At 59.0% G+C, this 24255-nt stretch carries 17 protein-coding genes; 12 read left to right on the top strand and 5 right to left on the bottom strand.

The window, feature by feature from the left end; genetic code table 11:
• Window positions 1–59: 59 nt before the first annotated feature.
• Together Q0K02_RS03620 and Q0K02_RS03615 are read right to left on the bottom strand one after the other, a co-directional pair.
• Complete coding sequence (locus tag Q0K02_RS03620) at window positions 60–1139, bottom strand: glycosyltransferase (protein WP_294485155.1); 1080 nt, start codon at window positions 1137–1139, stop codon at window positions 60–62.
• 37 nt (window positions 1140–1176) lie between these two features.
• The gene (locus tag Q0K02_RS03615) at window positions 1177–2013 is read right to left on the bottom strand and encodes a site-specific integrase (RefSeq protein WP_294485153.1); all 837 of its coding nucleotides are present in this window, start codon (window positions 2011–2013) and stop codon (window positions 1177–1179) included.
• A 1317-nt stretch (window positions 2014–3330) separates the two neighbouring features.
• On the opposite strand from Q0K02_RS03615, the gene Q0K02_RS03610 reads away from it, so the two are divergent.
• From Q0K02_RS03610 to Q0K02_RS03580, 7 genes are all read left to right on the top strand, one after another.
• Complete coding sequence (locus Q0K02_RS03610) at window positions 3331–4089, top strand: GntR family transcriptional regulator (RefSeq protein ID WP_294485151.1); 759 nt, start codon at window positions 3331–3333, stop codon at window positions 4087–4089.
• A 32-nt stretch (window positions 4090–4121) separates the two neighbouring features.
• Entirely contained in the window at window positions 4122–5090 is a 969-nt protein-coding gene (locus tag Q0K02_RS03605) for a tripartite tricarboxylate transporter substrate binding protein (protein ID WP_294485149.1), read from the top strand.
• 27 nt (window positions 5091–5117) lie between these two features.
• Complete coding sequence (locus tag Q0K02_RS03600) at window positions 5118–5549, top strand: tripartite tricarboxylate transporter TctB family protein (protein WP_294485147.1); 432 nt, start codon at window positions 5118–5120, stop codon at window positions 5547–5549.
• A gap of 64 nt (window positions 5550–5613) precedes the next feature.
• A complete protein-coding gene (locus tag Q0K02_RS03595) occupies window positions 5614–7128 on the top strand; it encodes a tripartite tricarboxylate transporter permease (protein ID WP_294485145.1) in 1515 nt (504 codons plus the stop codon).
• A gap of 12 nt (window positions 7129–7140) precedes the next feature.
• Complete coding sequence (locus tag Q0K02_RS03590) at window positions 7141–8817, top strand: FAD-binding protein (protein ID WP_294485173.1); 1677 nt, start codon at window positions 7141–7143, stop codon at window positions 8815–8817.
• Complete coding sequence (locus Q0K02_RS03585; RefSeq protein ID WP_294485143.1) at window positions 8817–9848, top strand: hypothetical protein; 1032 nt, start codon at window positions 8817–8819, stop codon at window positions 9846–9848. Before Q0K02_RS03590 ends, Q0K02_RS03585 begins: the two co-directional genes overlap by 1 nt.
• Before the next feature lie 251 nt (window positions 9849–10099).
• Window positions 10100–11029 carry a DNA-processing protein DprA gene (locus tag Q0K02_RS03580; RefSeq protein WP_294485141.1) on the top strand — a complete coding sequence of 310 codons (930 nt, stop codon included), beginning with the start codon at window positions 10100–10102 and terminating at the stop codon, window positions 11027–11029.
• Window positions 11030–11267: 238 nt separating this feature from the next.
• Here the strand turns inward: Q0K02_RS03580 and Q0K02_RS03575 are convergent, their stop codons facing one another.
• Genes Q0K02_RS03575 through Q0K02_RS03565 form a run of 3 tightly spaced genes read right to left on the bottom strand, consistent with a single transcriptional unit; the run spans window position 11268 to window position 17796 of the window.
• Window positions 11268–11711 (bottom strand): hypothetical protein, encoded by a 444-nt coding sequence (locus Q0K02_RS03575; protein WP_294485139.1) that lies wholly within the window; start codon window positions 11709–11711, stop codon window positions 11268–11270.
• Window positions 11708–15052 carry a UvrD-helicase domain-containing protein gene (locus tag Q0K02_RS03570; RefSeq protein ID WP_294485138.1) on the bottom strand — a complete coding sequence of 1115 codons (3345 nt, stop codon included), beginning with the start codon at window positions 15050–15052 and terminating at the stop codon, window positions 11708–11710. Before Q0K02_RS03570 ends, Q0K02_RS03575 begins: the two co-directional genes overlap by 4 nt.
• Window positions 15049–17796: a PD-(D/E)XK nuclease family protein gene (locus tag Q0K02_RS03565; protein ID WP_294485136.1), complete on the bottom strand. Its 2748-nt coding sequence runs from the start codon at window positions 17794–17796 to the stop codon at window positions 15049–15051. The genes Q0K02_RS03570 and Q0K02_RS03565 overlap by 4 nt, the downstream gene beginning before the upstream one ends.
• Before the next feature lie 165 nt (window positions 17797–17961).
• Here Q0K02_RS03565 and Q0K02_RS03560 point away from each other — a divergent pair, with 165 nt between their 5' ends.
• The 5 genes from Q0K02_RS03560 (at window position 17962) to Q0K02_RS03540 (ending at window position 24213) form a co-directional block, all read left to right on the top strand.
• Entirely contained in the window at window positions 17962–18912 is a 951-nt protein-coding gene (locus Q0K02_RS03560) for a WYL domain-containing protein (protein ID WP_294485134.1), read from the top strand.
• Window positions 18913–19926: 1014 nt separating this feature from the next.
• Window positions 19927–20190 (top strand): type II toxin-antitoxin system HicB family antitoxin, encoded by a 264-nt coding sequence (locus Q0K02_RS03555; RefSeq protein ID WP_294485132.1) that lies wholly within the window; start codon window positions 19927–19929, stop codon window positions 20188–20190.
• A gap of 119 nt (window positions 20191–20309) precedes the next feature.
• On the top strand, window positions 20310–21329 hold the full coding sequence (locus Q0K02_RS03550) for a GNAT family N-acetyltransferase (protein WP_294485130.1): 1020 nt from the start codon (window positions 20310–20312) through the stop codon (window positions 21327–21329).
• 403 nt (window positions 21330–21732) lie between these two features.
• Window positions 21733–22530, top strand: coding sequence for a hypothetical protein (locus tag Q0K02_RS03545; RefSeq protein ID WP_294485128.1), 798 nt, complete (start codon window positions 21733–21735; stop codon window positions 22528–22530).
• A 504-nt stretch (window positions 22531–23034) separates the two neighbouring features.
• Window positions 23035–24213, top strand: coding sequence for an MFS transporter (locus Q0K02_RS03540; protein WP_294485126.1), 1179 nt, complete (start codon window positions 23035–23037; stop codon window positions 24211–24213).
• The last annotated feature ends 42 nt before the right edge of the window (window positions 24214–24255 follow it).

Raw genomic sequence — 24255 nt, 5'->3', positions numbered from 1 at the left:
ACATCTCCATTATTCAGATGGTTGTATGTTTTGCAGTACTATTGACAATAATAGTTCTATTATATATTATATATTTTTCTTCTCCAACTTGCAATTTTTATGGAAAAAATACACACTATCTTCATATTATTGCAGTTTCCAATATATAAAATTTTTTCAAAACCTTTTAATTTTTTTAACATTGTAACATCTTTTCCTGGAAATTTTCCTATACGTAAGCTTAATAATCCATTCTTTATACTACTAAGTATGTTATTTTTAGGAGTCATATTCCAGTTATACATTGAACGAGCCATTTCATATACAAGTCCTGGTCGTTCCCATGCCTGACAGATGCTTATGGCTGCACGAAAATAAAAAACACAAAATTGTTCAAACAAAGGCTGGTTTTCAGGCAGCAATTCCCATTTTCTCCAGAAAGAATGAATTTCATCAAGAATATGGATATAATCAAAGGCTATGCCTGTCTTTTTTGAATAGGCCATCCCTGTGATAGAATCGGTTCTACGAAAATATCGATAGAGTTTTTTCTGAACAAAACGTACTTTATGATGTAAGGAAAAGAAATTGATGATGAATGCGTTGTCTTCAAAACATAGGCCTTCTGGAAAACGAAGATTAATGCTTTCTATTTTTTCACGAAGAAAAAGTTTATCCCATACAACCATGGAAAAATGGGAAATTTCATCGATAGTTACCACATGGATACCGGAAAATTTCACCTTGAAATAGTCGGAACTCACGTTTTTCAGATTGTTTCCGTCCCTAATAAATTCTTCTGCACTGAAATATACAGCATCCTCATAGCCTGTATGTGCTAAAAGTGTTTTATACATGTCTGGATGGATTTCATCGTCACTGTCCACAAAAGATATCCATTGGCCATTGGCCGCATCCAATCCAGCATTGCGCGCAGCAGAAGCACCACGGTTTCTCTGTGTAAAAATACGAATGCGTTCATCTTTAGCAGCATATCTGTGAAGAATAGATAACGATGAATCTGTAGATCCATCATCTATACATATAATTTCAATGTCATTAAAGCTTTGATTAAGTACGCTATTAAGACATCTATCAATGTATTTTTCAACATTGTATACAGGAATGATGACAGATATAACAGGAGAATACTTGCTCATGATATTTATATATTGTTTTGCTTGTAGTAAGTATAATTTATTTCATGGTGTTAAAACATCCCATGAAACTGCACAGTTCCGTCTGCGGAATCCCCATATCCATCAGAAAACCTGCAAAACTGTGCCGGAGATCCTGAATGCGGAGATCCGGTCTTCCCAACCTGGTGCGCAGAAGATTCCAGGTATAAAAAACAGAAGTGAGACGCTGCCCGGAGGATGAAGCAAAGAGCCACGGCACATCTTTGCGCCGGGGAAGTCTGCGAATGAGTCTGATGGATTCGGTATTCAGAGGAATAAGTCTGCTCTGCCCCGTATAGGTCATCGTTGTAGCAAGAACGGCACGTCGCAGATGCACGTCCTGCCAGCGGGCGTAGAGAATTTCCGACTTGCTGGCTCCGGTCAGCAAAAGCAGATGGATGGCCTGCGCGCTGGGGCGATCGGCATATTCCTCAAGCAGGTGAACAAGCTTCAATGCTTCTGCAGGCGTAAGAATTTCAGGAGCCCGTTGCTGCTTGTTCTTGCGCACGACCATATTCTGGAATGCGGCATCACTCTTGAGCTCTCCCATCCGCACGGCAAAGTTCAAAATATATTTGACGAGCCAGAACAGACGATACTGCGAGCTGGAGGACAGGCCGTTGTCTTCCAAAGTGGAGAGCCATCCCCTGAGTTTTTCTTCGGAAATTTCAGTCAGAGGACAGCTTCCAAGGTAGGGCAGGATATGCCGGTTCAGATAACGCTCGTCGGTCTTCCAGCTCCTCTTATGTTGCTGCACGTAAGGAAGATAGCTGCTCCTGACGAAATTCTCGAACAGACACAGCTTATTGATATCCCTCACACAGTTTGTGATGAGACGATGTTTTCCCCCTGCCATACGCGAGTCCTTTAATCGGAGCGTCCAAAAAGTGTACTTTTTGGTTGGTAAGGAGCGAGGGAAAATTGACGTTATTTTTTTGCTGGAATTTTCGGATGTTCCCTGCTATAGGTCTGGAAAGAAACTGACAGTATTATGAGTGTCAAAAAAGTACACTTTTTCGACATGTTATCAAAAATTATATTGACTTTTTTTCAGTGCCCAAAATGCCAGATCTGAAATAAAAAATTCTTCTTTTTCTTTTCCAGCATGGGCACATCCATACTATTAAAATACCTTCATATTGATCGGATTCGCTTGAAAACACTGTATATAAAAACATAAAATCATATAAAACATATAGATATCACTTCAAAAAACGTTTAAGAGAAGTTTTGGCGCCGTCGAAACTTCTCTTTTTATTATCTTTAAAATTCACAATTCTCTCTCAAATATCACAAAAACCATCTTAGGCTATGGGCATCGTTCAACAGTAAATTCAGTCATTCAGCAAAGATGCAAAAAAGCCTTTCACAGGCAACGAATACGCGATTCACAATGCTGTCATGAAAGCCTGGCATGCTCTTCTTTTTCCCTGCGGTGCTCAGGCGTCCCCCACTCCCCTGCCCTGCTCTTAGAGAATGGGGAACCTGTCGACTTGGAAATGCGACTCACCCCGGAATCCTGTCTGTAGATTTTCAGCACAAGCATCATCCCTAGCCGAAAAACGCTCCGCAACGGATGAGCAACGCCGCCACATGTGTCCGTCGGTATTCTCTGCGCTATCACGGCACAGTGACGGAAGATAACAATAGAAATACAGCCTCGATTTTCCTCAAACAGACCCAACGAAACTCCATCCCCACAAAAGAAGCTCCGCAGAAATAAAAGGTCTTCGGAAAGCACCAAAAGACGGCACGACATCCATCCTGTGCCGACCACAGGAAGACCTCCGCCGTATCTTAAAGAATATACGGATCCAGTGTGGGCTTCCGCGGCAGTGCGATCGCAACGCTCCTGACGATCCTCAAAAAAAGCCGTCCATCACGCCTTCCCCTGTCTGCCTCACATTCCCGCCAGAGCCAGCCCAAAACTTTGCGCCTCAAGTTTTTTCAGACATTATGCTGTCGAAACCGCACTATCAAAAAAGTAAACATTTTCTTAAACACGTCTCAAAGCTGCTCCTCCCGCTTTCAGGTTGGAATATATTAATTTTTTCTTTTTATTATAAGATATTATCAAAAAAATAATCTATTTTTGCCCCCTGGTGCTTCTTGGGATGATTGACAAAAAAATTGCTTTATTCATATATAGCAATAAACAAAATTGGAAAAAAATATGAAACAAGCTCTCGACTCCTCCTTCTCCCCGGTCTATGCCCGTCTGTACCGGGAACTTGTGGCCAAAATTTCTTCAGGCCAATGGAAGCCCGGAGAACAGCTTCCCACGGAGCGTCAGCTGGCGCAGGAAAATCAGCTCAGTGTCGGTACCGTGCGAAAAGCCATGGAACTGCTCGTCCAGGCAGGCTACTGCTACCGGATTCAGGGCAAAGGCACCTTTATTTCCGACTATGCCAGCAGTCAGACCAAGTTTTTCTATAAATCTCGCCACTCTCTGTTCGACAAGGATGTCGATATTCTTCCCCGTGAAGTCGCCGTCGAGGAAATCCGACTGCCTGACGACGTGGCTGGATATCTGAACTGCGCCCCGCAAAGTCGCGGCATTCAGGTGCGGCGCACGCTGCTCGGCAGAGATGAAAACGGCATGTTTCCTCTGGCCTGGTGCGTTTCCTACTTTCCCTATGCCGAAGCCTCCGCGCTCATGGACATACCGTCCGACGACTTTGTCAAATATCCCCTCTATCTCATTCTGGAAAAACACTGCCATCTCTCCACCGTGTTCTGCGACGAGTTCCTGCAGATATGCACGGAACTGCCGGCACGCGTACAGGAGGCGCTCGGTCGTCCTCGCCACACCGTATGTTTCGAGATGAGCATGGTTTCCTATACCTTCGGCAAAATTCCCTTTGAATTCCGCCTGAGCTACATGCTCAACGAATCGACCGGAATGATCCGCAGGCATGACTTCCGTCAGTAATCTGACAACACTCAACGCACCTGGAGACTGTTATGAACAAGCTGCTGTCGTCCTTACTCGTCGGCACTCTCCTGCTTTTCGGGGCCGCGCCCGACACACAGGCCGCCTTTCCCGAAAAACCCGTCACCATCGTCGTCAGCTTCGCTCCCGGCGGAACCGGGGATCTGACCGTCCGCATGCTGGCCAATCCGCTGGAAAAAATTCTCGGTCAGCCGGTAGTCATCGTGAACAAGGGCGGCGGCGCAGGCATGCCGGGCTTCGAGTACGTTCTCAAGTCGAAGCCGGACGGCTACACCATTTCCGCTCCCGGCGTCGGCGCCTGCATTTCTTCCGCCATGTTTCTCCGCAACAAGACCTACAATTTCGACGACATGTCCATCGTCGGCGGCTACATGCTTCTGGACCGCATTCTGCTCGCCAGACCCGACAAGCCCTACAAGACCTGGCAGGAATTCATCGACTATGTGAAAGCCAATCCCGGCAAGGTGTCCGTCGGCAGCGGAGCCTCTCAGGAAGCCACCGAAGTGCTCCGTTCGTTTGCGCTGAAAAACGGTCTGGACATCAACTTCGTCATGTACAAGAGCGGCGGCGAGGCCTCTGCCGATCTCATCGGCGGACACATCGACGCCTGTGAGCTCGGCGTAGGCACGGCCGCCTATCAGGCTGCGCGCAAGGGCGAACTGAACGTTCTGCTCAACCTCGGTCTCAGCGACATTCCCGACATTCCCAACGTGCCCAAGCTGCACGCCGATCTCGGCCATCCCTTCTACGCCAGCCTGAGCTACGGCTTCATTCTGCCCAAAGGCACCCCGGAAGACATCCGCGCCACGTGGGAAAAAGCCCTCAGGCAGGCCCTGAGCGATCCGATGGTTCAGCAAAACATGCTGAAGGCCGGTCTGACGCCGAAGTTCATTGCGCCCGCGGAATACCGTCCCATGCTTGACGAAACGACTCAGAACCTCGTGAAGCTCGTAGAGTACATCAAAGACGCGAAAAAATAGCGAGCCTTTCAGCTTTTCGGAGTTTTCATGAACAATGACAGATGGATCGGGCTGGGATTTCTTGTCCTGTGCGCCCTTATGTGGTTCGTCATCATTCCCGGGCAGACGGAAGGAGCGGATGAGGCATTCGTGCCGAGACTGACGGTGATCGGCCTTGCCGTTCCTTCCCTCATCATGCTTCTCCGTCGTCCGCAGAGCGTGACGCCGCTGAACTTTGATCCCGGCGCCTTCGCGCGTTCCACGCTGCCTGTCCTCGGCCTGTTTATTGCCTATATCGTCGGGGTGAGCTTCGTGGGATTCTATGTGTCCACGGCCTGCTTTCTTGTCCTGTCCCTGCTTCTTTTCGGCGAACGACGGGCGAAAACGCTGATTCTGGCCCCCGCCGGTCTGCTTGTGTCCGTCTATGTGGTGGTTTCCGTGTTTCTCAACTTTCAGCTGCCTGCCGGTCTGCTTATCTGAGGAGCGCCTATGAGCCATATGCAACGTCCATCCGACAACATCTGCAAGGCAGAAGGAGCAGCGCATGTTTGATCAACTTATGGAAGCCCTGGGCATGGTGCTGCAATGGCAGAACTTCTTCTGGGCTCTGTTCGGCGTGACCTTCGGCATCATCATGGGAGCCATCCCGGGGCTGAGCGACAACATGGCCATCGTGCTGCTTCTGCCCTTCACCTACTACCTCGGTCCCATTCCCGGCATCGCCATGCTCATGGGCCTGTCCAAGGGGGCCAACTTCGGCGGCTCCATTCCCGCCATTCTGTTCAACATTCCCGGTACGCCGCAGGCCATGATCACCACGTTTGACGGGTATCCGCTGGCAAAAAGCGGAAAAAGCGGCAAGGCTCTCAAAACGGCCCTGTTCGCCTCCGTCACCGCCGATACCGCCAGCGACCTCGTGCTCATCTTCCTGGCGGCTCCCGTCGCCTCCGTCGCGCTGCGCATCGGCCCGCCCGAGTACAGCATGATTCTGCTGTTCTCCCTGGTCATCATCAGTCTGGCCGCCTCCGGCAGTCCCTGCCGCGGCCTCATTGCCACATGCCTCGGTCTGCTGCTCTCCACTGTCGGCTGCGATCCGGAAATGGGCACGCCCCGCTTCAACTTCGGATTCATCGAGCTGGCGGAAGGCATAGGCATCATGCCCATGGCCATAGGTCTGCTGGCCTTTTCCGAAGTGCTTCTGCAGGCGGAATCCTGGTACAGGGATCGCCGCTCCGGCAAGAAACTGGAGGAAGTCCGTCTTTCGGCCAGGGGAACCGATGCCGACAGACTTACGCCTGCCGAAATGAAGCAGTGTCTTCCCACCATTGCCCGCTCCACCCTCATCGGATCGTTCGTGGGCATCGTGCCCGGCATAGGCACGACGGTAGGCGCGTACCTCAGCTATATCTGGAGCAAAAAGAAGTCCAAGCATCCCGAGATGTTCGGCAAGGGCGCCCTGGAAGGCATAGCCGCCTCCGAAGCCGGCAACAATGCCGTGAACGGCCCCAACCTCGTGCCTCTGGTCACCCTCGGTATTCCCGGAAACCTCGCGGCGGCGCTCATTCTCGGCGGCTTCATGATCAAGGGCCTCATTCCTGGACCCCAGTTCATGGAAAGCAATGCACCCCTGCTCTACGCCCTGTTCATCGTTCTGCTCATCAGCAACCTCTACACGTTCGTTGTGGGCGCAGCCTTCATCCGCTGTGCAAGAAAACTGGTCTCCATTCCCAAGCCGGTGCTCTTCAGCGTTGTTCCCATGTTCTGCCTCATCGGCTCGTACGTGAACAACAGCAGCCTGTTCGACATATGGCTCATGCTCGTCTTCGGCGTGCTGGGCTATGTTTTGACCAAGCTGAGAATCAGCCTGCCGACCATGATCGTGGCCTTCTTCCTGGGATCTCTGCTTGAGCACAAGATGCGCCAGAGCCTGCTCATTTCCCGCGGAGACTGGACGGTCTTCCTCGACAGACCCATCGCCTGTGCATTTCTGCTGCTCACGGTGGCCATCATTCTTCTGTACATCGTGCGTCACGGCTTCGGCAAAAAGAAACAGGCCTGAGCCGGCAACCTCATACGCAAGGACATTTCTATGAAATTGCAAGCCATGGAAACGGATTTCCTCATCATCGGCGGCGGCAGCGCCGGCTGCATCGCGGCCATGCATGCCCTGCAGCTGAATCCCGATCTCAACGTCACCATCTTTGAAAAAAGCGACATCGTGTACGGCGGCTCCATTGCCCGCGGCATGGACGCTCTGAACATCGTGGCCATTCCCGGACAGACCACGGCGGAACTTTATCTGGAATCCGTGCGCGCCATGACGGCGGGCGTGGTGGACGCCGGTCCCAGCTACGTCATGGCCGAACGTTCCTATGCTCTGCTCAAGGAAATGGAAAGCTGGGGCGTCACCTTCCCCAAGGATGAGAACGGCCAGTACAAGACGCTGAAATATCATGTCAAAGGCAAGTTCCAGACGGCCATGGACGAGCCCGAGCTCAAGGCCATGCTGGTGAAAAGAGCGCTCGATCTCGGCACGCGTCCCGTCAATCGCGTAATGGCGCTGCGTCTGCTCATGGACAACGGCCGCGTGGCGGGCGCCGTGGGCATGAACGTCCGCACGGGCCAGATGGTCGTATGCAAGGCCAAGACCGTGCTGGTGGCTTCCGGCGGCGTGAGCCGCTTCACCCTGCCCAATTCCGAATATCTTTACGGCGTGTACGACTATCCCGGCAACACCGGCGACGGCTTCGTCATGGCGCTGCGCGCGGGCGCCGGAGTGACCGGCATGGAATACACCCAGCGCACCATGCTCATCAAGGACACCAACATGCCGCTGCTGGCCATCTGCGTTTCCCGCGGAGGCAGGGTGCTCGACTGCGAAGGCAACATTCTGATGGAAGGCGAAGTGGCGAACACCAACGTGATGAACGAAGCCTTCACCAAGGGTCGCGGTCCCGTTCACATTCAGCTCAGCCATCTGCCCGAAGAACGCATCCGCGAGATCGAGCACATACTGTTCACCACGGAACGTCCGGTCAACGAGCGCTTCTTTGCCGGTCGTCACATCGACTTCCGCAAGCAGGACATCGAGCTGTGGCCCACGGAATACTATCTGTGCGGCGGTCACGGTCTTGCGGGCATACGCGTCAACGAGCGCGCCGAAACCGCCGTGCCCGGACTGTACGCGGCAGGCGACGTGGCCAGCGTGGCCAAGCAGCATCTGACCGGCGCGTTCGTGTTCGGCGAAGTTGCCGCGGAACAGGCCGTGAAGTACGTGGCCGAAGCCCCGGACACCGCCATCAACGAAAACGACGTGGCCGCCGTCAAGGCCGAACTCGACGAACGTTTCACGGCCAGAAACCGCGACATCGACGTTCACGATCTGGAACGCAAGGTGCGCCGCATGGTGGCCGACTATCTGGTGTCGCCCAAGAACGCCCACAAGTTTGAGCTCTGGCAGTACTGGTCGAAGACGTTCCGCGAAGACATCAAGCACGTCGCCGTACACAACGGACACGAACTTTCCAAGCTCTATGAAGTGGAAAACATTCTGCTGTGCGCCGACTGTTCCGCCGTTGCCGGAGACTTTCGCAAGGAAAGCCGCTGGGGCGAAAGTCACTACCGCAGCGACTATCCCCAGCGCGACGACGCCAACTGGAAGTGTCATGTGGTCATCAAGATGAAGGACGGCAAGCTCAATGCAGAAAAGGTCAGGGTTTCGGAACTGAATGAGGAGGTCTCCCTGTGATGAACGACAGCAATATCGCCATTGACGTTTCCAAATGCCTTGCCTGCGGCAATTGCGTTGACCGCTGCATCATGGACAATCTTCGTCTGGTGCTTCCTCCCTGCCGTCAGGCTTCCCTGCTGGACATCAACTATCAGGGCATCCTGCGCCTTGCCGCTCAGGGAAACATGACCGAAGCGGCCCGCGAACTGCGCCGCTGCACGCCTTTCGGCGGCTTTCTTGCCGCTTGGGGCGACGCTCCGGCTTCCCGCGCCTGCTCCCGCGGACACAGCGGCGGCGCGCTGAACTTTGCCGGCATTCTCGCCTATCTCGTGCGCACCCAGGAAGACGCCGTGTACGGCCCGGCCGATCGTCTTCCCCGCTCCCACAAAAAAGCCGTGGTGGCAGGCAGCGACGCGGCCGCCCTTCAGGCCGCCTTTTCCCTCCGCATGGGCGGCCACGCCGTCACCGTTCTGAGCGCTTCGCCCTGCCCCTCGGTGGAAGGCGTGCCCGCTCCGGTTCTGGAAAAGACCATGACCATGCTCAAGGGCATGGGCATAGCGTTTGAAACGACCGACGCCTTCAACGTCGAAGAACTCTGCAGGATCTTCGACGCAGTCATCCTCACCGGCGCTGCCGCGGACGGCATGAGCGCCGACGAATACGGATTTGTCCGCGACAACCTGTTTGCCGTCATCGGCGGCGACAGTCGGAATCCCATGCAGGCCATGGCCGGAGCAATGCGCGCCGCTCACGCCGCCCGCAACCTTCTGGAAGGCTTCAGCGTGGACTATGAAGGCAACCAGCGCGTGGCCCGCGGTCTGGAACGCTTCCACGGCCTTTCCGAAGAGCAGGAAGACGCTCCCGAGGCCGCGCCCGTGGTCTGCTCCGGCGACGGCTTCACGGAAGAGGAAGTCAAGGCCGAAGCGTCGCGCTGCCTCGGCTGCGGACGCCCCGTCGAGCGCAACATGACCTGCTGGTACTGCCTGCCCTGCGAAGTCGTATGCCCCACGCAGGCTCTGCATGTGCGCATTCCGTATCTGATCCGCTGATGCGCGTCTGACGCGTCTCATCAACCTGACAAGGCCGGCACGCCCCAACGCGCCGGCCTTGTCGTTTCTTTGCCTTTCTTCCCCGTTCCGCAAAAGCCTTTCGCCTCTGCGTCTTCTTCGCGCCCCCGCCGTCACGATTTCAAGGCGAATCGTCCACCCTGCCATAGATCAGAAAACAAAAGCTTCTCTGCGGCCATCCGCCGCATTGCTATATTGAGCATCTCCTTCAATCTCATCAAAGGATCATGGAGATGTTGTCATCCCGGCACATTATTGCTCTTCAGTCTGTAAAAGGTCTTGGAAACATCAGCGTCAAGCGCATTGCCGACCATGCTTCAGAAGACGACATTCCTTCCGACGAGGCGCTCTGCGCACTTGTCACGACGTGCATTGCGGAAAAAATCATCACAAGAGTAAAAAACGTCACGGCGGAATCCGTGCGGCAGGGGCTGGACGCCTCCGACCGCATCATGGAAAAAGCCGCCCGCAGCGGGGTCGGCATTCTCTCCTACGGAAGCGACAACTACCCGCAGGAAATGCTTTGCGCCGTCAACTGCTCCGGCAGACCCGACATTCCCCTCACGCTCTACTGCAAGGGCAACCTCGAAGCGCTCCAGCACCCCGGCGTGGCCGTCATCGGCACCCGCCATCCTTCTCCGGCCGGTCGCAGGCATGCCGAATACTGCGGAGAGCGACTGGCGGAAACGGGCTGCAACATCATCAGCGGCCTTGCCGCGGGCTGCGACGCCGCGGCGCATCGCGGCGCGCTCTCCTGTCCCGGCGGCAGAACGACGGCCCTGCTCGGGCACGGTCTGGACACCGTGTATCCCAAGGAACACGCGTCGCTGGCCCGGGACATTCTGGAGCACGACGGACTTCTGATAAGCGAATATCCTCTGGGGACCCGGGTCACGCCGTTCACGCTGACGGCCCGGGACCGTCTTCAGGCCGCGCTTGCACGGAGCGTTCTTGTCGTGCAGGCCTCCGCCCAAGGCGGAACCATGCTGACCGCCCGCATGGCGCTGGCCGCCGGAAAAGCGCTGTTCTGTCTGCACTACGCCGCCGACGATCCGGCGGAGGAAGAAAAGACGCAGGGCAACCGCATGCTGATACAGGAAGGCGGAACGGCACTTGATCCCCGACTCTTTGCCGACAACATTCTTGAAATTCTCAACACCTGAGAACGGCGCGAGGTCCCGCAGGCTGTCGAAGCGCCGCACTATGCGGCGCTTCGACAACGCATGTCAGGCGGAGCGTCCGCCCCCATTTCTGAAACGGCCACGGCGTGAAGAGACGCCCCGATCCGGCAATCCGGCGCGTCATTTCCACCGCTCGGCCGACGGCCCCTTTTCCGAAAACACGCGCCGACAAACATCGGAGGCCGCGCCCTGCAACACCGGCCTGCAAGCCCCTTGCCCTTCACAGCGCCGTGCGTGCCCGCCTCAAGCCCTGCGCCGCGCACACCACGTCCAGCACCCGTTTCAGCTCCCCTTCCCTGTTCAGATCCACAGGCACCAGCCTGTCCAGACAGCCGTGAGCCGCCAGCTCGGCCTTTTCCGCTTCCATGGCGGCATCGTCCAGCCAGAAGAAATCACTGTTCCAGTCCAGCGCTTCCGTTTTCAGCGTCGTCCACGCTGCGGGCCTGACGCTCTTCTCAAGCGCGGAAACGATGTCCGCAGGCAAAAACTGCCCGAGATAGTATCGAATCCAGGGCAGATCCTCCAGGCTGCGGCAATGCGTGGTCAGCCAGAAACAGTCGAAAAGACGCGTCGCCTCCGCCACAAACTCCGCGACGCCGGGCGCGGCGCGCTTCCGACGGACGGTCAGAAGCACGCCGTCCACATCAAGATAAAGTCTGGTCATGCCATCGCCGCCGACTGGAGAGAAAACTCCAGCATCTTGCCTTCCAGAGGAAGATGCATCCAGCACCGGCACTCGCGCCCCATGTCGGCAAAGGCCTGAAGATATCCGGCCATCTGCACGGCATACGCCTCCTGAAGATGCTTCAACAGCGCCTCGTCCGTCGCGAACCGTGCATAGTCGCCGCACTTGTGGTCGATGATGAGACACGGACCGCATGTTCCGTCCTCATGCCGCAGCTCCACCAGCATATCGACGCGCATCGTCCGGCGAAGCTCGCCTTCCGGCGTTTCCCGGCAAACTTCCAGCGGCCACTCCGTGCGCCAGACCAGCCTGTCGCCCTCGCGCCTTGTCCGCGCGGGCTCCCAGCGCTTCTCCACCTCTTCGCACAGACGCTCCGCCGCCTTGTCCAGCCAGGATTCCGCGTCGGGCCATATCGGCGTCTGCTCATTCCACAGCGCGCAGAACGCCCTTCGCCTCTCCATCCAGCGGCCCGAGCTCTGCTCGCGCTCCCGCTTCTCCCGGCTCATGCCGAACCAGAGCGTCAGCCAGGCGTGAATCATGTTGCCGAGTTCGCTGCGCGCAACCTCGTCCGACGCCGCCACAGGCACGGCGTCGGCAAAACGCCACAGCGACAATGCACGGCTCTCCGGCACCTCTTCCGCAATATTTTCCTGCACCGCGCGCTCCGGCCTCGTCGGAAATCTTCCCGCAGACAGGCCATCCGTCGCCTCTCCGCCGCTCTCCTCCGGTTTCAGCATGCGCACCAGGCACGGCTCACCGAAAACGTCGCCCTCGCCTTCCTGGAGGCTCTGCACCGCATCCGCAGCCTCGGCGTTCAGAAAACAGGAAAGTCCGCCCAAAAGCACACCTTTTTTGTCACTGAAACGGCCCGTCACAATCAGCACGCTTTCCGCCCGGGTCATGCCCACGTACAGCAGACGCAGCTCCTCGCGGAGACTGGCCTCGCGATACCTGTCCTCCGCGCTCTTCACCGCAGAGGCCAGAGGCTCATATGCGTCGGGAACAGAAAGATCCTTTTTCTGGAGACACGCAAAAACGGAAGGCAACCAGAACAGCTCCTGCGCGGAAAGCGGATCGCCCTGGGGAGCCTGACTGTCCGCATGCACCTTCACGCCCCACGCGGAACCTTTGTCCGGCGCAAAGCTGAAGCCGTGCAGCAGCACTACCGGCCTCTGCAATCCCTTGGAAGCGTGAAGCGTCCATACCTGCACTGCGCTCTCGCCGCCGGAAGCCATGCCCGGCTTCTGCTCCTCCAGCCAGTCGAACCAGCCGTACATCGTCACCGGCTCGCGCCTGCTGTGCATGGCCGACTCGTACTCCTTCGCCAGCACGCGCAGCGCTTCCAGATTGGCGCGGCGCTCCTGTCCGTGACTCCAGGACGAAACAAGACGAAACGCGTCCGCAACGTCCATGACTTCGTCCAGCAGTTCCGAGGGCGTCAGCACCCAGGCCCGCTCATGCAGAGCGCGCAGCGCCTGCCAGCAGGAAATTCCCTCTTCCAGCTTCCGCGCGGACGCCGCTTCAAACCAGTCGCCGCCCGGATGGAACAGATGATACAGTTCCGCAAGATCCAGCTGACTGCCCCATCCGTCCGCGGCCACACGGCAGGCTCGCACACACAGGCGCACTTCCTCCTGATCCAGCAGTCCCTTGCGCGACACGCAGGCCCGCAGGCCGAGCGCTTCCAGCGCGTCCGCCACGCTGCAACAATCGTCTCCCGTGCGGCAGAGCACGGCCACGTCTCCGGCCTGCACGGCGCGGAACTCGCCGCGCTCCTTGTCGTACACGAGCGTTTGTTCCTCCAAAAGACGCTTCACGGCGCGTGCCACGGCGGCGTCGCAAACCTTCTTCGCCGTCTTCGCGTTCCCTTCCACAAGCCAGAACTGCAAAGAAGAAAGCTGTTCCGCCTGCTCCCTGACCTTCCGCCTCGCCTCCGGCGTCATGTACGGCGCGTCGGACGACTCTTCAAGATAGCTCTGAACCGCAAGTTCCTCGTCTTCCTTCAGCAGCGCGTCGCGCAACGGCGCATTCACGGCGTTGAAAAACGCGTTGGTGAATCGCAAAATCGCCGGAAGCGAACGATGACAGACCGTCAGATCCGCCCTGTTCCAGCCCTCGGTTCCCCGACGCGTCAGCTCCGGCGCGGCCCCGCGGAAGCCGTAGATGGACTGCTTGTCGTCGCCGACGAACACCACGCGGCCGTCCGCGCCGAGAATGCGGCAAAGACTGTTGAATATGCTCAGCTGCATGGGACTCGTATCCTGATACTCATCCACCAGCAGCATGCGGAAGCGTCCGCGAATCCGATCAAGCACCGCAGGTTCCCGCAGCGCCTTGACCGCAAGCTGCTCCATGTCGGCAAAATCCACCACGCCGGACTGCTGCTTGAGAAGCTGAAAACGTTTCCGGCAGTCCTCGGCAAAGCCGAACATGCGGCGGATCAGCGTCATGACGTCCCGATGAAACTCCGGCGTCGCCAGCGCTCTGAGGCCCAGTTCCGTGAGTTCCTCCCCAAAAGCGGCGTTTCCGCTGTCCAGGGGGCGGCCCATCAGAGAAAACCAGTCCTTCCAGCGCATGTGCCCTACCGGCAGACTTTTCACGAAGGTATGATACGCCAGCGCCTTCTTCGCCATCGCTCCGGTTCTGGTGCTTTTGACGTAGTTGCTCAGATCGCGCTGCTCCTCCCAGGCCGCCCGCAGATCGCGCTCCACGCTCTCCAGCGGCTCGCCGAGGCCGTTCACGCACGCAAAATACCGTTCCATCTCATGGCAGGAACGCTCCGCCATTTCCTCAAGACGCCGTTCCATGCCGCCGGTTCTTGCCGCCGTCAGTATGGCGTGCGCCGTATTTTTCCACTGATCTTCGGGCTTCGTCTTCTTCTCACTGTACTTCACCCTGTCCAGACCGAACGAGGAAAACAGGGCGGCTGCGTCGCCGTATTCCTCCACGAAGGGCACGGACGCCTGCTCGAACATGGCCTCGGCGTCTTCTTCGGAAAGCTCGTCCGCCCGGGGCGAAATGCCCGCTTCCAGCGCGTATTCCTGCAAAAGCCGCAGGCATACCCCATGCACGGTTCCTATGTACGCGCCTCCCACCCGGGAGGCCATGTCGCAGGCCCCCTGCCGGTACAAAGCGGCACAAATGCGCTGTTTCAACTCGGCCGCCGCCTTGCGGGTAAACGTGACCGCAATGATTTCTTCCGGCATGCAGGGCCGGCATCCCCCTTTTCCCTCCAGAGCGTCCATGTAGCGCCGCACCAGATCAAAGGTCTTGCCGGTTCCCGCGCTGGCCCGGATGACAAGTTTTTCCACTCCGCTCATACCGACGCCTCCTCTTCCGCCGCGTCGCGCTTCACGCCGTCCCGGCGTCCGCACAGAAAGCGGAACGCGCAATATGTGCAGGTCGAATCCTGCTTCTGTTCCTCGTGAACGGCAAGCACCCCTTCACGCATGGCCGAAAGCGTCGCCTCCAGCGCCTCGGCCACCTTGTCCCACTGCTTTTCAAGATCCGGCTCCGCTGCGGAATCCCCCACGCGGACAATGTCCGCCAGAGGAAGCAGCACATACCACGCGTCCCTCACGTCGGCCGCGCGCTCTCCGTTTTCCGCGCCGTGCTTCAAAAGATACTGATACGCCGCAAGCTGCGCCGCCATGCCTTCGTCCACGCTTTTCCGATACGCCGACCGGCGCGACCATTTCATGTCCACAATCAGCGAAGGCGACGCTTCCCCCGCCCGGGCGAAGGCCAGATCGTATCTTCCGCGAAGAAGAACGTCCTGAAATTTTGCCTGTGCCGTCTGCTCGGCGCTGTGAAAACGATACCCCTCCCTGTCGGCGACGCTCATGAAGCGGCTCAGCGCTCGATGAAGCGCCGCGGCCATGCCCCTCAGTTCGCCGCTTCTGCCCGGATGCGCCATGCGGGCCCCGCGCACCCTCGCCTGCTCCCGCAGCAGGGCAAGCAGCGTTTCTTCGTCGGGCGTCGCGCCCTCCCGGAATACCTGCTCCGCCGCCTCGTGAGCCATGTTCCCCTTGACCACGGCGTCCGGGAGCAGCGACTCTTCATCGTCGGAGAGATGCAGCACGTATTGCAGATACCAGCGCAGGGGGCAGGCCAGCAGCGTCTCAAGCGTGGAGGGAGAAAGGCTCTCCGGCATCTGCAAATGCCGCTTCCGGTCCGTTTCCGGCAGAGCCGCTTCCAGCTGTGGAAGATCCTCCCGCTCCTGACGCCAGAATCCGCCGAAGCGCTCGTCCACATGTTCTTTCGGCGTATCCGCATTTTCTTTCTGCCTGTCCGAACCTGCCAGCACCTCTGCGGCCGACACCGGCTCGGGGAACGGCGAACGGATACCGAGACTTTCGACCGCGGCGTCGAGCCGCAGCTTCAAAGGATGCGGCGCCGTCTCTTCCCCCTGACGAAAACGCGGCGTCACCATGATGAGACGGCGCGCGAAAAAGAACGGACGACTTGCCGCTTCCTCCTGAAAACGACGTTCGGCCTCCACATCGGAAAGCGCAAAGCCCCGCGTCTCCAGCCATGCCCGCTCCTCCCGGCTCCAGGCAACGGATTCACGCGGCGCTGCGCCTTCGTCCACGGCGTTCCACCACACCACGGTGTCCGCCCCGCCCCAGAGCTGACCGGGCTCGTCCAGCACAATCCAGGGCATGCCCGGAGACGTTCTGCGCCTCTTTTCCCCCTCGCCGAGCACGGCGTCGATCACCTTGTCCCATTCCGGCGCGGACATCTCTTCCCGCATGTCGGCCACCGTCTCGCCGAGGCGCGCGCAAAGTTCCGCCGTCATGTGCAGTTCCGAATTTTTGTCGTCCCGGGCAGCCTGCGCGGCCCACTTTCCCAGACGCTGCGCCAGAGCGCGAGCCTTTTGCGGATCGACCATGCCCTTTGCCGCGCCGCCTTCGGGCACGATCCAGCTAAGCGCCGTCCTCAGGCGTTTTTCTTCCCCGCATCCGAGCTTTTCCGCTTCGTCCCAAAGCTTCCGCCACGGCCCCGGCCACGACTTCGGTTCCTGATCCCAGGCAAGCTCGCTCTCCGACGCCTTCAGCGCGTCCAGAAATCGCCCGGCCCAGAACTTCGGCACCGGACTTGCGGGCAGCAGCAGAAACTGCCGCAGCGTTTCAGGATCAAAGGGAAACAGATGCAGACGCAGATACAAAGGAAGAATCTGCTCGAACGGCCGCCCCTGCGCCCGAAGGCACGCGCCCGTGTCCGGCAGGCCGCAGCGACGCAGCGCGCCGTCGAGCTCGACGCTCTCATCCGCCCGTATCATCACGACGCGGCCGAGATCGCCCGCATGCCGATGCCGGGCCAGCGTCGAAGCCAGCGCCTCAGCCGCTTCCGTCGTAAAATCCGCCTGCAGAATCATCAGGGAATCGTCGTCATTTCCGAACGCCGTCTGCTTCGACTGAGCTCCGTCAAGCAGCGCAGCCGCCGCGCCGAGGCGGTTTTCCGCAAACGCCGCGAGCCTCGCGGTCTCCTCAACCTCCACGCCGTTCTTCTTCAAAAGAGAAAACAAACGCTTCCACGGCGCGCTCCAGCAGCACAGGGGATGAGCAAGACTCACGCGCGACACGCCGTCGATGCCCCAGGCGTCCACGGCCCGCAGCACCCGCTGAAAGCGATCCGCCATGCCCGGAATCCCGGCCCGCCCCAGCAGCGCTTCCAGACGAAAAAACTCCGCAAGCCGCGCAGGTGCTGCGTCTTCGCGCTCCGCCGAAAGCGCCGCATCTTCGAGCGCGCCCGACATCTTCAGCTCGTCGCGCATGGCAAGGACGCGCCTTGCCGTGTTCCACGCGTCGGCCTCAAACGCCCGCGCATAAAACGCGTCGGGACTCTCCGCCGTCCGCTGCCGGAGCAGCTGCTGCACAACGGCAATGCGGCGGCTTCCGTGAACAACGCGCGCAGGAAGTCCCAGCTTTTCTTCCAGAAGGGACAAAAAGCCCGCTTCCCCCGTCACATGAACGCCGCAAACGGCCCTGCCTTCGGCTTCCGCCGCCTCCAGTGCCCCTGGCCACGCATGACCGTCCATATGACGGCCGAGTATTACCTGCATCCGACACGCTCCTCACTGTCTGCGCCGAGCCTCGCGCTTCTGCGCATGTTACGCTTCACGATAGGGCTTTTTGCCGCGCTCTGCCACATCAAAATCAGGCTCCTCTTGATTTCGGCGCAAAATAGCGCCATGCTCCTGCGGTACATCCCTTTCTTCGAGGACAACATGACGCGCTCCACGCCAGAATTATCGGCCGCAGGCTCCAATCGTCTCGTTCGACTGCTCCGCATCGCTCAGGAAATCCGATGCTCCCCGCAGCAGACGCAGGAAGCGCTGCAGAAAAAATTCGGCATCAGCCGCAGTCAGTACTACAAGGACAAGGCCGCGCTGGCCGAAACGGGCTTCTGCTTCACCTTCAACCGCAAGACGGGCTTCCGCATCACGGAAGACAGACTCACGCCCATCACCGGCCTCACGCTTTCCGACAGGCTCGTGCTCATGTTCGCGCTCGAATACCTCAGCAGCGAAGGCGACGGAACCCTCGCCGCCCTGGCCGTGGAAACCGGACGCAAACTGGCGGGCGGTCTTTCTTCGCCCTTCCGAGAACAGCTTCAGCAGTGCTTCGATTCCTGCATCACCTCCAAGGTGTTCGGCGCGGAACCGGAAGTGCTCCAGACGCTGCAGAAGGCCGTGTACGAAAACCGCCGCGTGCGCATTTTCTACACGCGCGCCACGGACTGGACGGAACGCTGGCGCACCATTGATCCCAGACGGCTGTACATCCGGCAGCACGCCATCTACGTGTATGCCCGCACGGCCGACGAGACGCCGCCCGCCTGGAAAATCTTCCGGCTGAACCGCATCAGGAAGGCCGAACCCACGGACATCTGCTTTTCCTGCGAGTCGCTGCAGGACGACGGCTTTGCCGACAAGCAGCAGAACTCCTTTGCCGGCGTGTTCGGCGACACGCTCTTCGACGTCACGCTGCGCTTTACCGGCAACGCCATGCACTACGTGCTGGAACGGCAATGGCATCCCAGTCAGCAGATACGCCGCTCCGCTCATGAACTGCTGTTTTCCGTGCGCGTTTCCGATCCTCAGGAAGTGGTGCGCTGGGCCAGACAGTGGGAAAACGAAATGGAAGTCGTCTCCATAACGCCGGTCAGCGAGGAATAGCGTTCTGCGGTCCGCCCCCGGGCTTGTGCTCCGAGCGCAAAACTGCGCGCCCCGGAGCGGACGCTTCCGCCGGGGGCCTTTTCCGACAGCGCCGAGTCGTCTCTTTTCAGGCTATTGCGCCACGCTCTCCTACTCAACCTTTGCCGTCAGCGCCGGGCGCGTTTCGGCAAAACCGGGCGTATGCCAGGCATCTGCGGCAAGCGCACCCGGACAGCCCGCCGCGCCTGCCGGACGAAGCCGGACAACGAGCGCGCCGACAATTCTGCTGGAATCAGAACTTCCAGTATTCGCAAGCGTAGGAGAGCATCAGCACCATGACCACCAAAAGAATATACACAAGGCTCATTTCTTCCATGCCGCGGGAATATTTCTTCATACGTCTTTTACCACTCAATGTTTCTTTATACATGACTTTTTAGCATATGCCGGATATATCTTCCGCGCCGTCCACAACAGGGTGGACGAAAAAACGCCGATGCGCTCTTCGACAACGACGGAGCGCGGCGGTGAGTTCCGCCTCATGCGCCGTCCGGCAGATGCGCGGCAAGACCGCCCGCAGCCCGGACAGCAGAGACAGGTATTTTCGGAAGCGGAACAGAAACCGGGCAAGGAGCGCCCGTCGCAGAGCAGATGTTCCGACAGTCTTCTTACTATAGACGTTTTAGCAACAATGTAAACTGCGCCCCTGCCGCGCGAGTCCGGCAGCGCCCCGGCGCGTTTCCCTCAGCCGCTGCGTCGGCACGCCGCAGGCTCCCCGCCTCGCCCACGTCCCCGAAAAACGCTTGGAAGCCGCGCCGTCTTCCTGCTCCCCACGGCGCGGACTTCCCGCCGACAAACAAAGCGCCTGCCCATGCGCGCGCTGCCGAAGCTGCGCCATTCCGAACGCGACGGCGGAGCTTTCAACGACGCGCGCCGTTTTCCCGCCGACGTTGCATTCCCTCTCCCGACGCTGTACCATGATCGGCATGCCCGGCGACGACGCGCCGTCGGACGGTTCAGCAAAGGAGGCCCCGCGTGCTCTATCCCATGTTCGTCCGCCATCAGCCTTTCGGCGGTTTTTCCGGCGAACTTCCCGATCTTCCCGGATGCGTCCCGGAGGGCGACACGCTGGAGGAGATGCTCGACAACGTGCAGAGCGCCGCGCTGCTCTGGCTTGAGGAACGCCATGCCTCTGTGCTGCCCGAGCCTTCCGCGTCGGAAGATTCCGACGACGCCGACTGCCCGCCCATGCTCGTGGAAATTCTTCCGCCAGAGTCGCCGCAAACCAGCAACGACTGACGCTCTGTCACAACTTCGGCCCGCCCGCGCTTTTCAGGCGTTGCGGAGCGCCGCGTCCGCGGCCTTTGCGAGAATGCGCCCCGGTCTCTCCGTCCGGGCGTCTCAAAAAAATCTTTGCCATGGAAACGTTTATTCTGTCCCACGGTTCCCTTGACTGGAACCCGCCGCTGGCCGCCCTGTGGACGGCCATTGCCGCGCGCTCCGGAAGAGCGGATCCCTTCAGCTGCACGCCTGCGTGGCAGCTCTCCTTTCACGACGCCTTTGCGCCCAGACGGCGTCTGTTCATCCATGTGGACGAAGAAAACGTGCTGACGTTTGCGGAGCTCACGCTGCTTTCCGGGCACATTCTTCTCGCGCCCGTGGAAGCGCACTGGATTTCCGCAAGTCCGCTGCTGGGCCCGAATGCCGACGACCTTCTCGTGCGTATGCTTCCCGCTCTGGCCGACTTCTATCACGGCGCGCTCCCCTGCCTGCTCCTCAGCGGTCTGGAAGAAGGCAACGACCTTTTTCCCCGACTCTCCCGCCGCACGGCCGACATCTTTCATGTGCTGCCCCAGCCCGCCACGCTGCAGCGCAGCGCCTCGCTCATGGGCGGCATGGACGGCTATCTTTCCCGGCGCTCGGGCAACTTCCGCGCCAAGATGAAAAAGGCGCGCCGCAAGGCCGCGGAAAACGGCGTGACCTTTGAACGCGTCGTGCCCGCCACGGTTCAGGAAGCCGACGCCGTCTATGCGCGCATGGTCGCCGTTGAGGAACGAAGCTGGAAAGGCAGAGAGCACTGCGGCATGACGGAACCGCCCTCGCTCGAATTCTACCGGGTGATGATGCGGCGACTTTCCCTGTACCGCGGCGGCCGGGTGATGTTCGCCGCGCAGGAAGGCAAGGACATCGGCTTCATTTTCGGCGGCATGGCCGGACGCTTCTACCGCGGGCAGCAGTTCAGCTACGACGCGGATTATAAAACGCTTTCCATCGGCGACCTTCTGCAGATGGAACAGCTCGCCTGGCTATGCGAGGAAAACGCCGTCCGTTACGACATGGGCATGAGCGATCATCCCGCCATGGCCTACAAAACGCACTGGGCGGAGCTGGAACAAAAACTCCTCGCCTGGCTGCTCATCCCAAAAGCACGGCTGTAAGTAAACGGAGTGGATGGCGTCGCTCGGCTCCAGAGCGCTCCGCGGCGCTCCTGGCCGTCGTATCCCGAGCACTCCGAGAAGCGGCGTCTGCGCGTCCTTTCACGACAGGCCCCGCGCCCGGCGTCCGACCGGACACTTCCGCTTTTCTCCGAGCTCCTTTCGACAGCCCCTCCGTCAAGGCGCTCTGCTCTCTCCTTCCCTCGGATTTTCCTGACAAAATCACCGACGACGGCAAAAACGCCGAGCCTTGTCCGCAGATGGAACAGAAGCGCAACACGGCGTTCTCCTTTATTTTTTCCGAAGATGCGCAGCTCAATTCTGGATTTCTTCCCCTCTTTCCTCTACACTTCTTTTCAGAAAACTCGCCGCGCTTTTGTAACCCTCTTTTCTTCGGAGGCTGTTCATGAAAAAATGGCTTATCGCTCTGGCGGCTCTGATCGTCCTGCTGGCCGCAGGCGTCACGATTCTGTTCTTCTCCCTCAATTCCATTGTGGAAAAGGCCGTCAACACCGAAGGCCCCAAAATCACCGGAACGTCCGTGCATCTGGACAAGGCGGACATCTCGCTCTTCTCGGGCAACGGCGTGTTCCGCGGCTTTTCCGTGGGCAATCCGGCCGGATTCAGCGGCCATGCGGCCACGGTGGGAGCCGTCGCCGTCGATCTCGACACCTCCACGGTGTTCAAGGATGTGGTCGTCATCCGCAGAATCGCCGTGGACAACCCCGAACTCGTGTATGAACTCGGCAGGAAAACCAGCAACTTCGACGTGATTCTGAAAAACATTCAGGACTACGCCGACAGTCACGACGAAGGCGCGGCCTCTTCCGGCGGCGAGACAAAGAAGGACGACGAAAAGTCCACAAAGAAAGTCATCATCGACGAGCTCATCATCCGCAACGCCAGGGCCACGCTCAGTGTTCCGATGCTCAAGCTCTCCGTGCAGGTGCCTCTGCCGGAAATCCGCCTCACCGACATCGGCCGGAAAGAATCCGGCGCGAGCTTCGCCCGCACCGCTCTTGTCGTGGTGAAGGAAGTTTCCCGCACGCTGGCCGAAGCCACCGCAGCGCAGACGAAGAATATCGGCTCCACGCTGCTGAAGGGCGGAGAAACCGTGGGCTCCGATCTGCTGAAAGGCGGCGAAAAGGCCGGCGACACGGCAAAGAACCTGCTGAAGGACGGTCTCAACCTTTTCAAGAAGTAACCCTTGAGCGCCTCGGCCGAATCCGGCTGTTGATCCCGCTCCGACAACCTTTTCCCGTGCCCGCGCCTGAGGCAAGCTGACGCTCTCAGGCGACGCAAGGCGCGCCGGAAAGAAGGCGCAACGCTCCAAAACAGGCGAAAAAACGCCCCTCACGTCTCAATGACGCGCCCCCTGCGGCCCCTGTCCGTTCTGCGGACAGGGGCCTTTCTTTTCACCTCCCGAAAAACGCCGTGAACTACATCTATAACAATCAGAAATTACTTGTTTTTTATAAAATTCGTCTGTGCGGCACACGCTATTCCGAAGTCGCCGCGGCGATGATGCCCAGGGGCACGGTCACGGAAGAGCGCGACAACGCGCATCAAAGATCAGCCCTCGAAACGCCTCTCCTCAGGCCGCGGCGAAGGATGAATGCGGCGTCTTGCCACGCGCCCCGCACTGGACTAGCATGACAGCCCGCACCCGTGCCGTCCGGCATGTTCACCCCGACCTTCATCTTTTGCCATGAACTACAGAAAAATCCTTCTTCTTTCCCTGGGACATCTTTCCTGCGACCTCAATTCCCACGCGCTGCCCGCCCTGCTGCCCTATCTTGCGGCCGCTCACGGCTTCGACTATCAGACCTGCGGCTTTCTCGCCTTCGCCTATTCCGCCGTGGCCTCGCTGGTGCAGCCGGGCCTCGGCCTGCTCGCCGACAAAATAGCCCGCGGCTGGTTCATTCCGCTCGGCATTCTCATGGCGAGCATGGGCATAGGCGCTACCGGCTTTCTCTCCAACGAATACGCCATGTTCGTCTCTCTGGTGCTCGGCGGCATAGGCGCGGCGGTCTTTCATCCCGAGGCGGCACGCTACGCCAACATCGTGTCCGGCGATCACAAGGGCGTGGGACTCAGCATCTTTTCCGTGGGCGGCAACGGCGGCATGCTCGTAGGACCGGTCATCGTCATGCTCGCGGTCGGCGGCGTTCCGCTCGGCGGCATGACCCTGGGCGGCTTCGGACTGCACGGCACCGCAGCCTTCTGCCTGCTCGGCGTCGTCATGGCGTCGGTGCTGCTCTGGCGCGTTTCCGCCTGGGACATGGAGGCCAGAACGCCCAAGGCCGCGCAAAGCACCGGCTCCGCCGCCAACGAATGGGGCTCCTTCGGCATCCTTTCCGGCTGCCTGCTCACCCGCATGGGCCTCACCGTGGCCTTCACCACCTATCTGCCGCTCTACTGGCAGGGCGTGTTCCACTCGTCCGTGTCCACCGGCAACCTCATGCTCGTGCTGTTCTCCATCTTCGGCGTGGCCAGCAATCTTTCCGGCGGCGCGGCCGCCGACCGCTGGGGCTTCCGCCGCGTCATACGCTGGGCCTCCTTCCTCTCCCTGCCCATTCTCGCCGTGTTTCCGCTGGTGACCAGCCCGTGGCTGGCCGGCGTTCTGCTGGCTCCGCTCGCCATCGCCCTGTTCGCGCCGTTCAGCTCCATGGTCGTGCTCGGTCAGCGCTATCTCTCCAAAAACATGGGCTTCGCTTCGGGCATCACCCTCGGGGTGGCCGTCAGCGTGGGCGGCATGTTCGCCCCCGTGCTGGGCCGGGTCGCCGACCTCTGGGGCGGTCTGGCTCCCGCCATGCATCTGCTCACGCCTCTGGCCGTCATCGGCGCGGTGTGCGCCTGCTTCCTCCGCGAACCGAAAGCAAACTGATTCTTCCGCGGCACCTCGCCGCGCGCACGAAAAAAGGCGTCC

Source organism: uncultured Mailhella sp. (assembly GCF_944324995.1).
Classification (GTDB): Bacteria; Desulfobacterota; Desulfovibrionia; order Desulfovibrionales; family Desulfovibrionaceae; genus Mailhella.
The sequence above is the reverse complement of the archived record's forward strand: the minus strand, read 5'-3'. Positions and strand labels throughout refer to the sequence as shown.

Coding starts and splice junctions, on each gene's coding strand:
- Q0K02_RS03620 (WP_294485155.1), bottom strand. CDS start 1,139: ATGAGCAAGTATTCTCCTGTTATATCTGTCATCATTCCTGTATACAAT.
- Q0K02_RS03615 (WP_294485153.1), bottom strand. CDS start 2,013: ATGGCAGGGGGAAAACATCGTCTCATCACAAACTGTGTGAGGGATATC.
- Q0K02_RS03610 (WP_294485151.1), top strand. CDS start 3,331: ATGAAACAAGCTCTCGACTCCTCCTTCTCCCCGGTCTATGCCCGTCTG.
- Q0K02_RS03605 (WP_294485149.1), top strand. CDS start 4,122: ATGAACAAGCTGCTGTCGTCCTTACTCGTCGGCACTCTCCTGCTTTTC.
- Q0K02_RS03600 (WP_294485147.1), top strand. CDS start 5,118: ATGAACAATGACAGATGGATCGGGCTGGGATTTCTTGTCCTGTGCGCC.
- Q0K02_RS03595 (WP_294485145.1), top strand. CDS start 5,614: ATGTTTGATCAACTTATGGAAGCCCTGGGCATGGTGCTGCAATGGCAG.
- Q0K02_RS03585 (WP_294485143.1), top strand. CDS start 8,817: ATGAACGACAGCAATATCGCCATTGACGTTTCCAAATGCCTTGCCTGC.
- Q0K02_RS03580 (WP_294485141.1), top strand. CDS start 10,100: ATGTTGTCATCCCGGCACATTATTGCTCTTCAGTCTGTAAAAGGTCTT.
- Q0K02_RS03575 (WP_294485139.1), bottom strand. CDS start 11,711: ATGACCAGACTTTATCTTGATGTGGACGGCGTGCTTCTGACCGTCCGT.
- Q0K02_RS03570 (WP_294485138.1), bottom strand. CDS start 15,052: ATGAGCGGAGTGGAAAAACTTGTCATCCGGGCCAGCGCGGGAACCGGC.
- Q0K02_RS03565 (WP_294485136.1), bottom strand. CDS start 17,796: ATGCAGGTAATACTCGGCCGTCATATGGACGGTCATGCGTGGCCAGGG.
- Q0K02_RS03560 (WP_294485134.1), top strand. CDS start 17,962: ATGACGCGCTCCACGCCAGAATTATCGGCCGCAGGCTCCAATCGTCTC.
- Q0K02_RS03550 (WP_294485130.1), top strand. CDS start 20,310: ATGGAAACGTTTATTCTGTCCCACGGTTCCCTTGACTGGAACCCGCCG.
- Q0K02_RS03545 (WP_294485128.1), top strand. CDS start 21,733: ATGAAAAAATGGCTTATCGCTCTGGCGGCTCTGATCGTCCTGCTGGCC.
- Q0K02_RS03540 (WP_294485126.1), top strand. CDS start 23,035: ATGAACTACAGAAAAATCCTTCTTCTTTCCCTGGGACATCTTTCCTGC.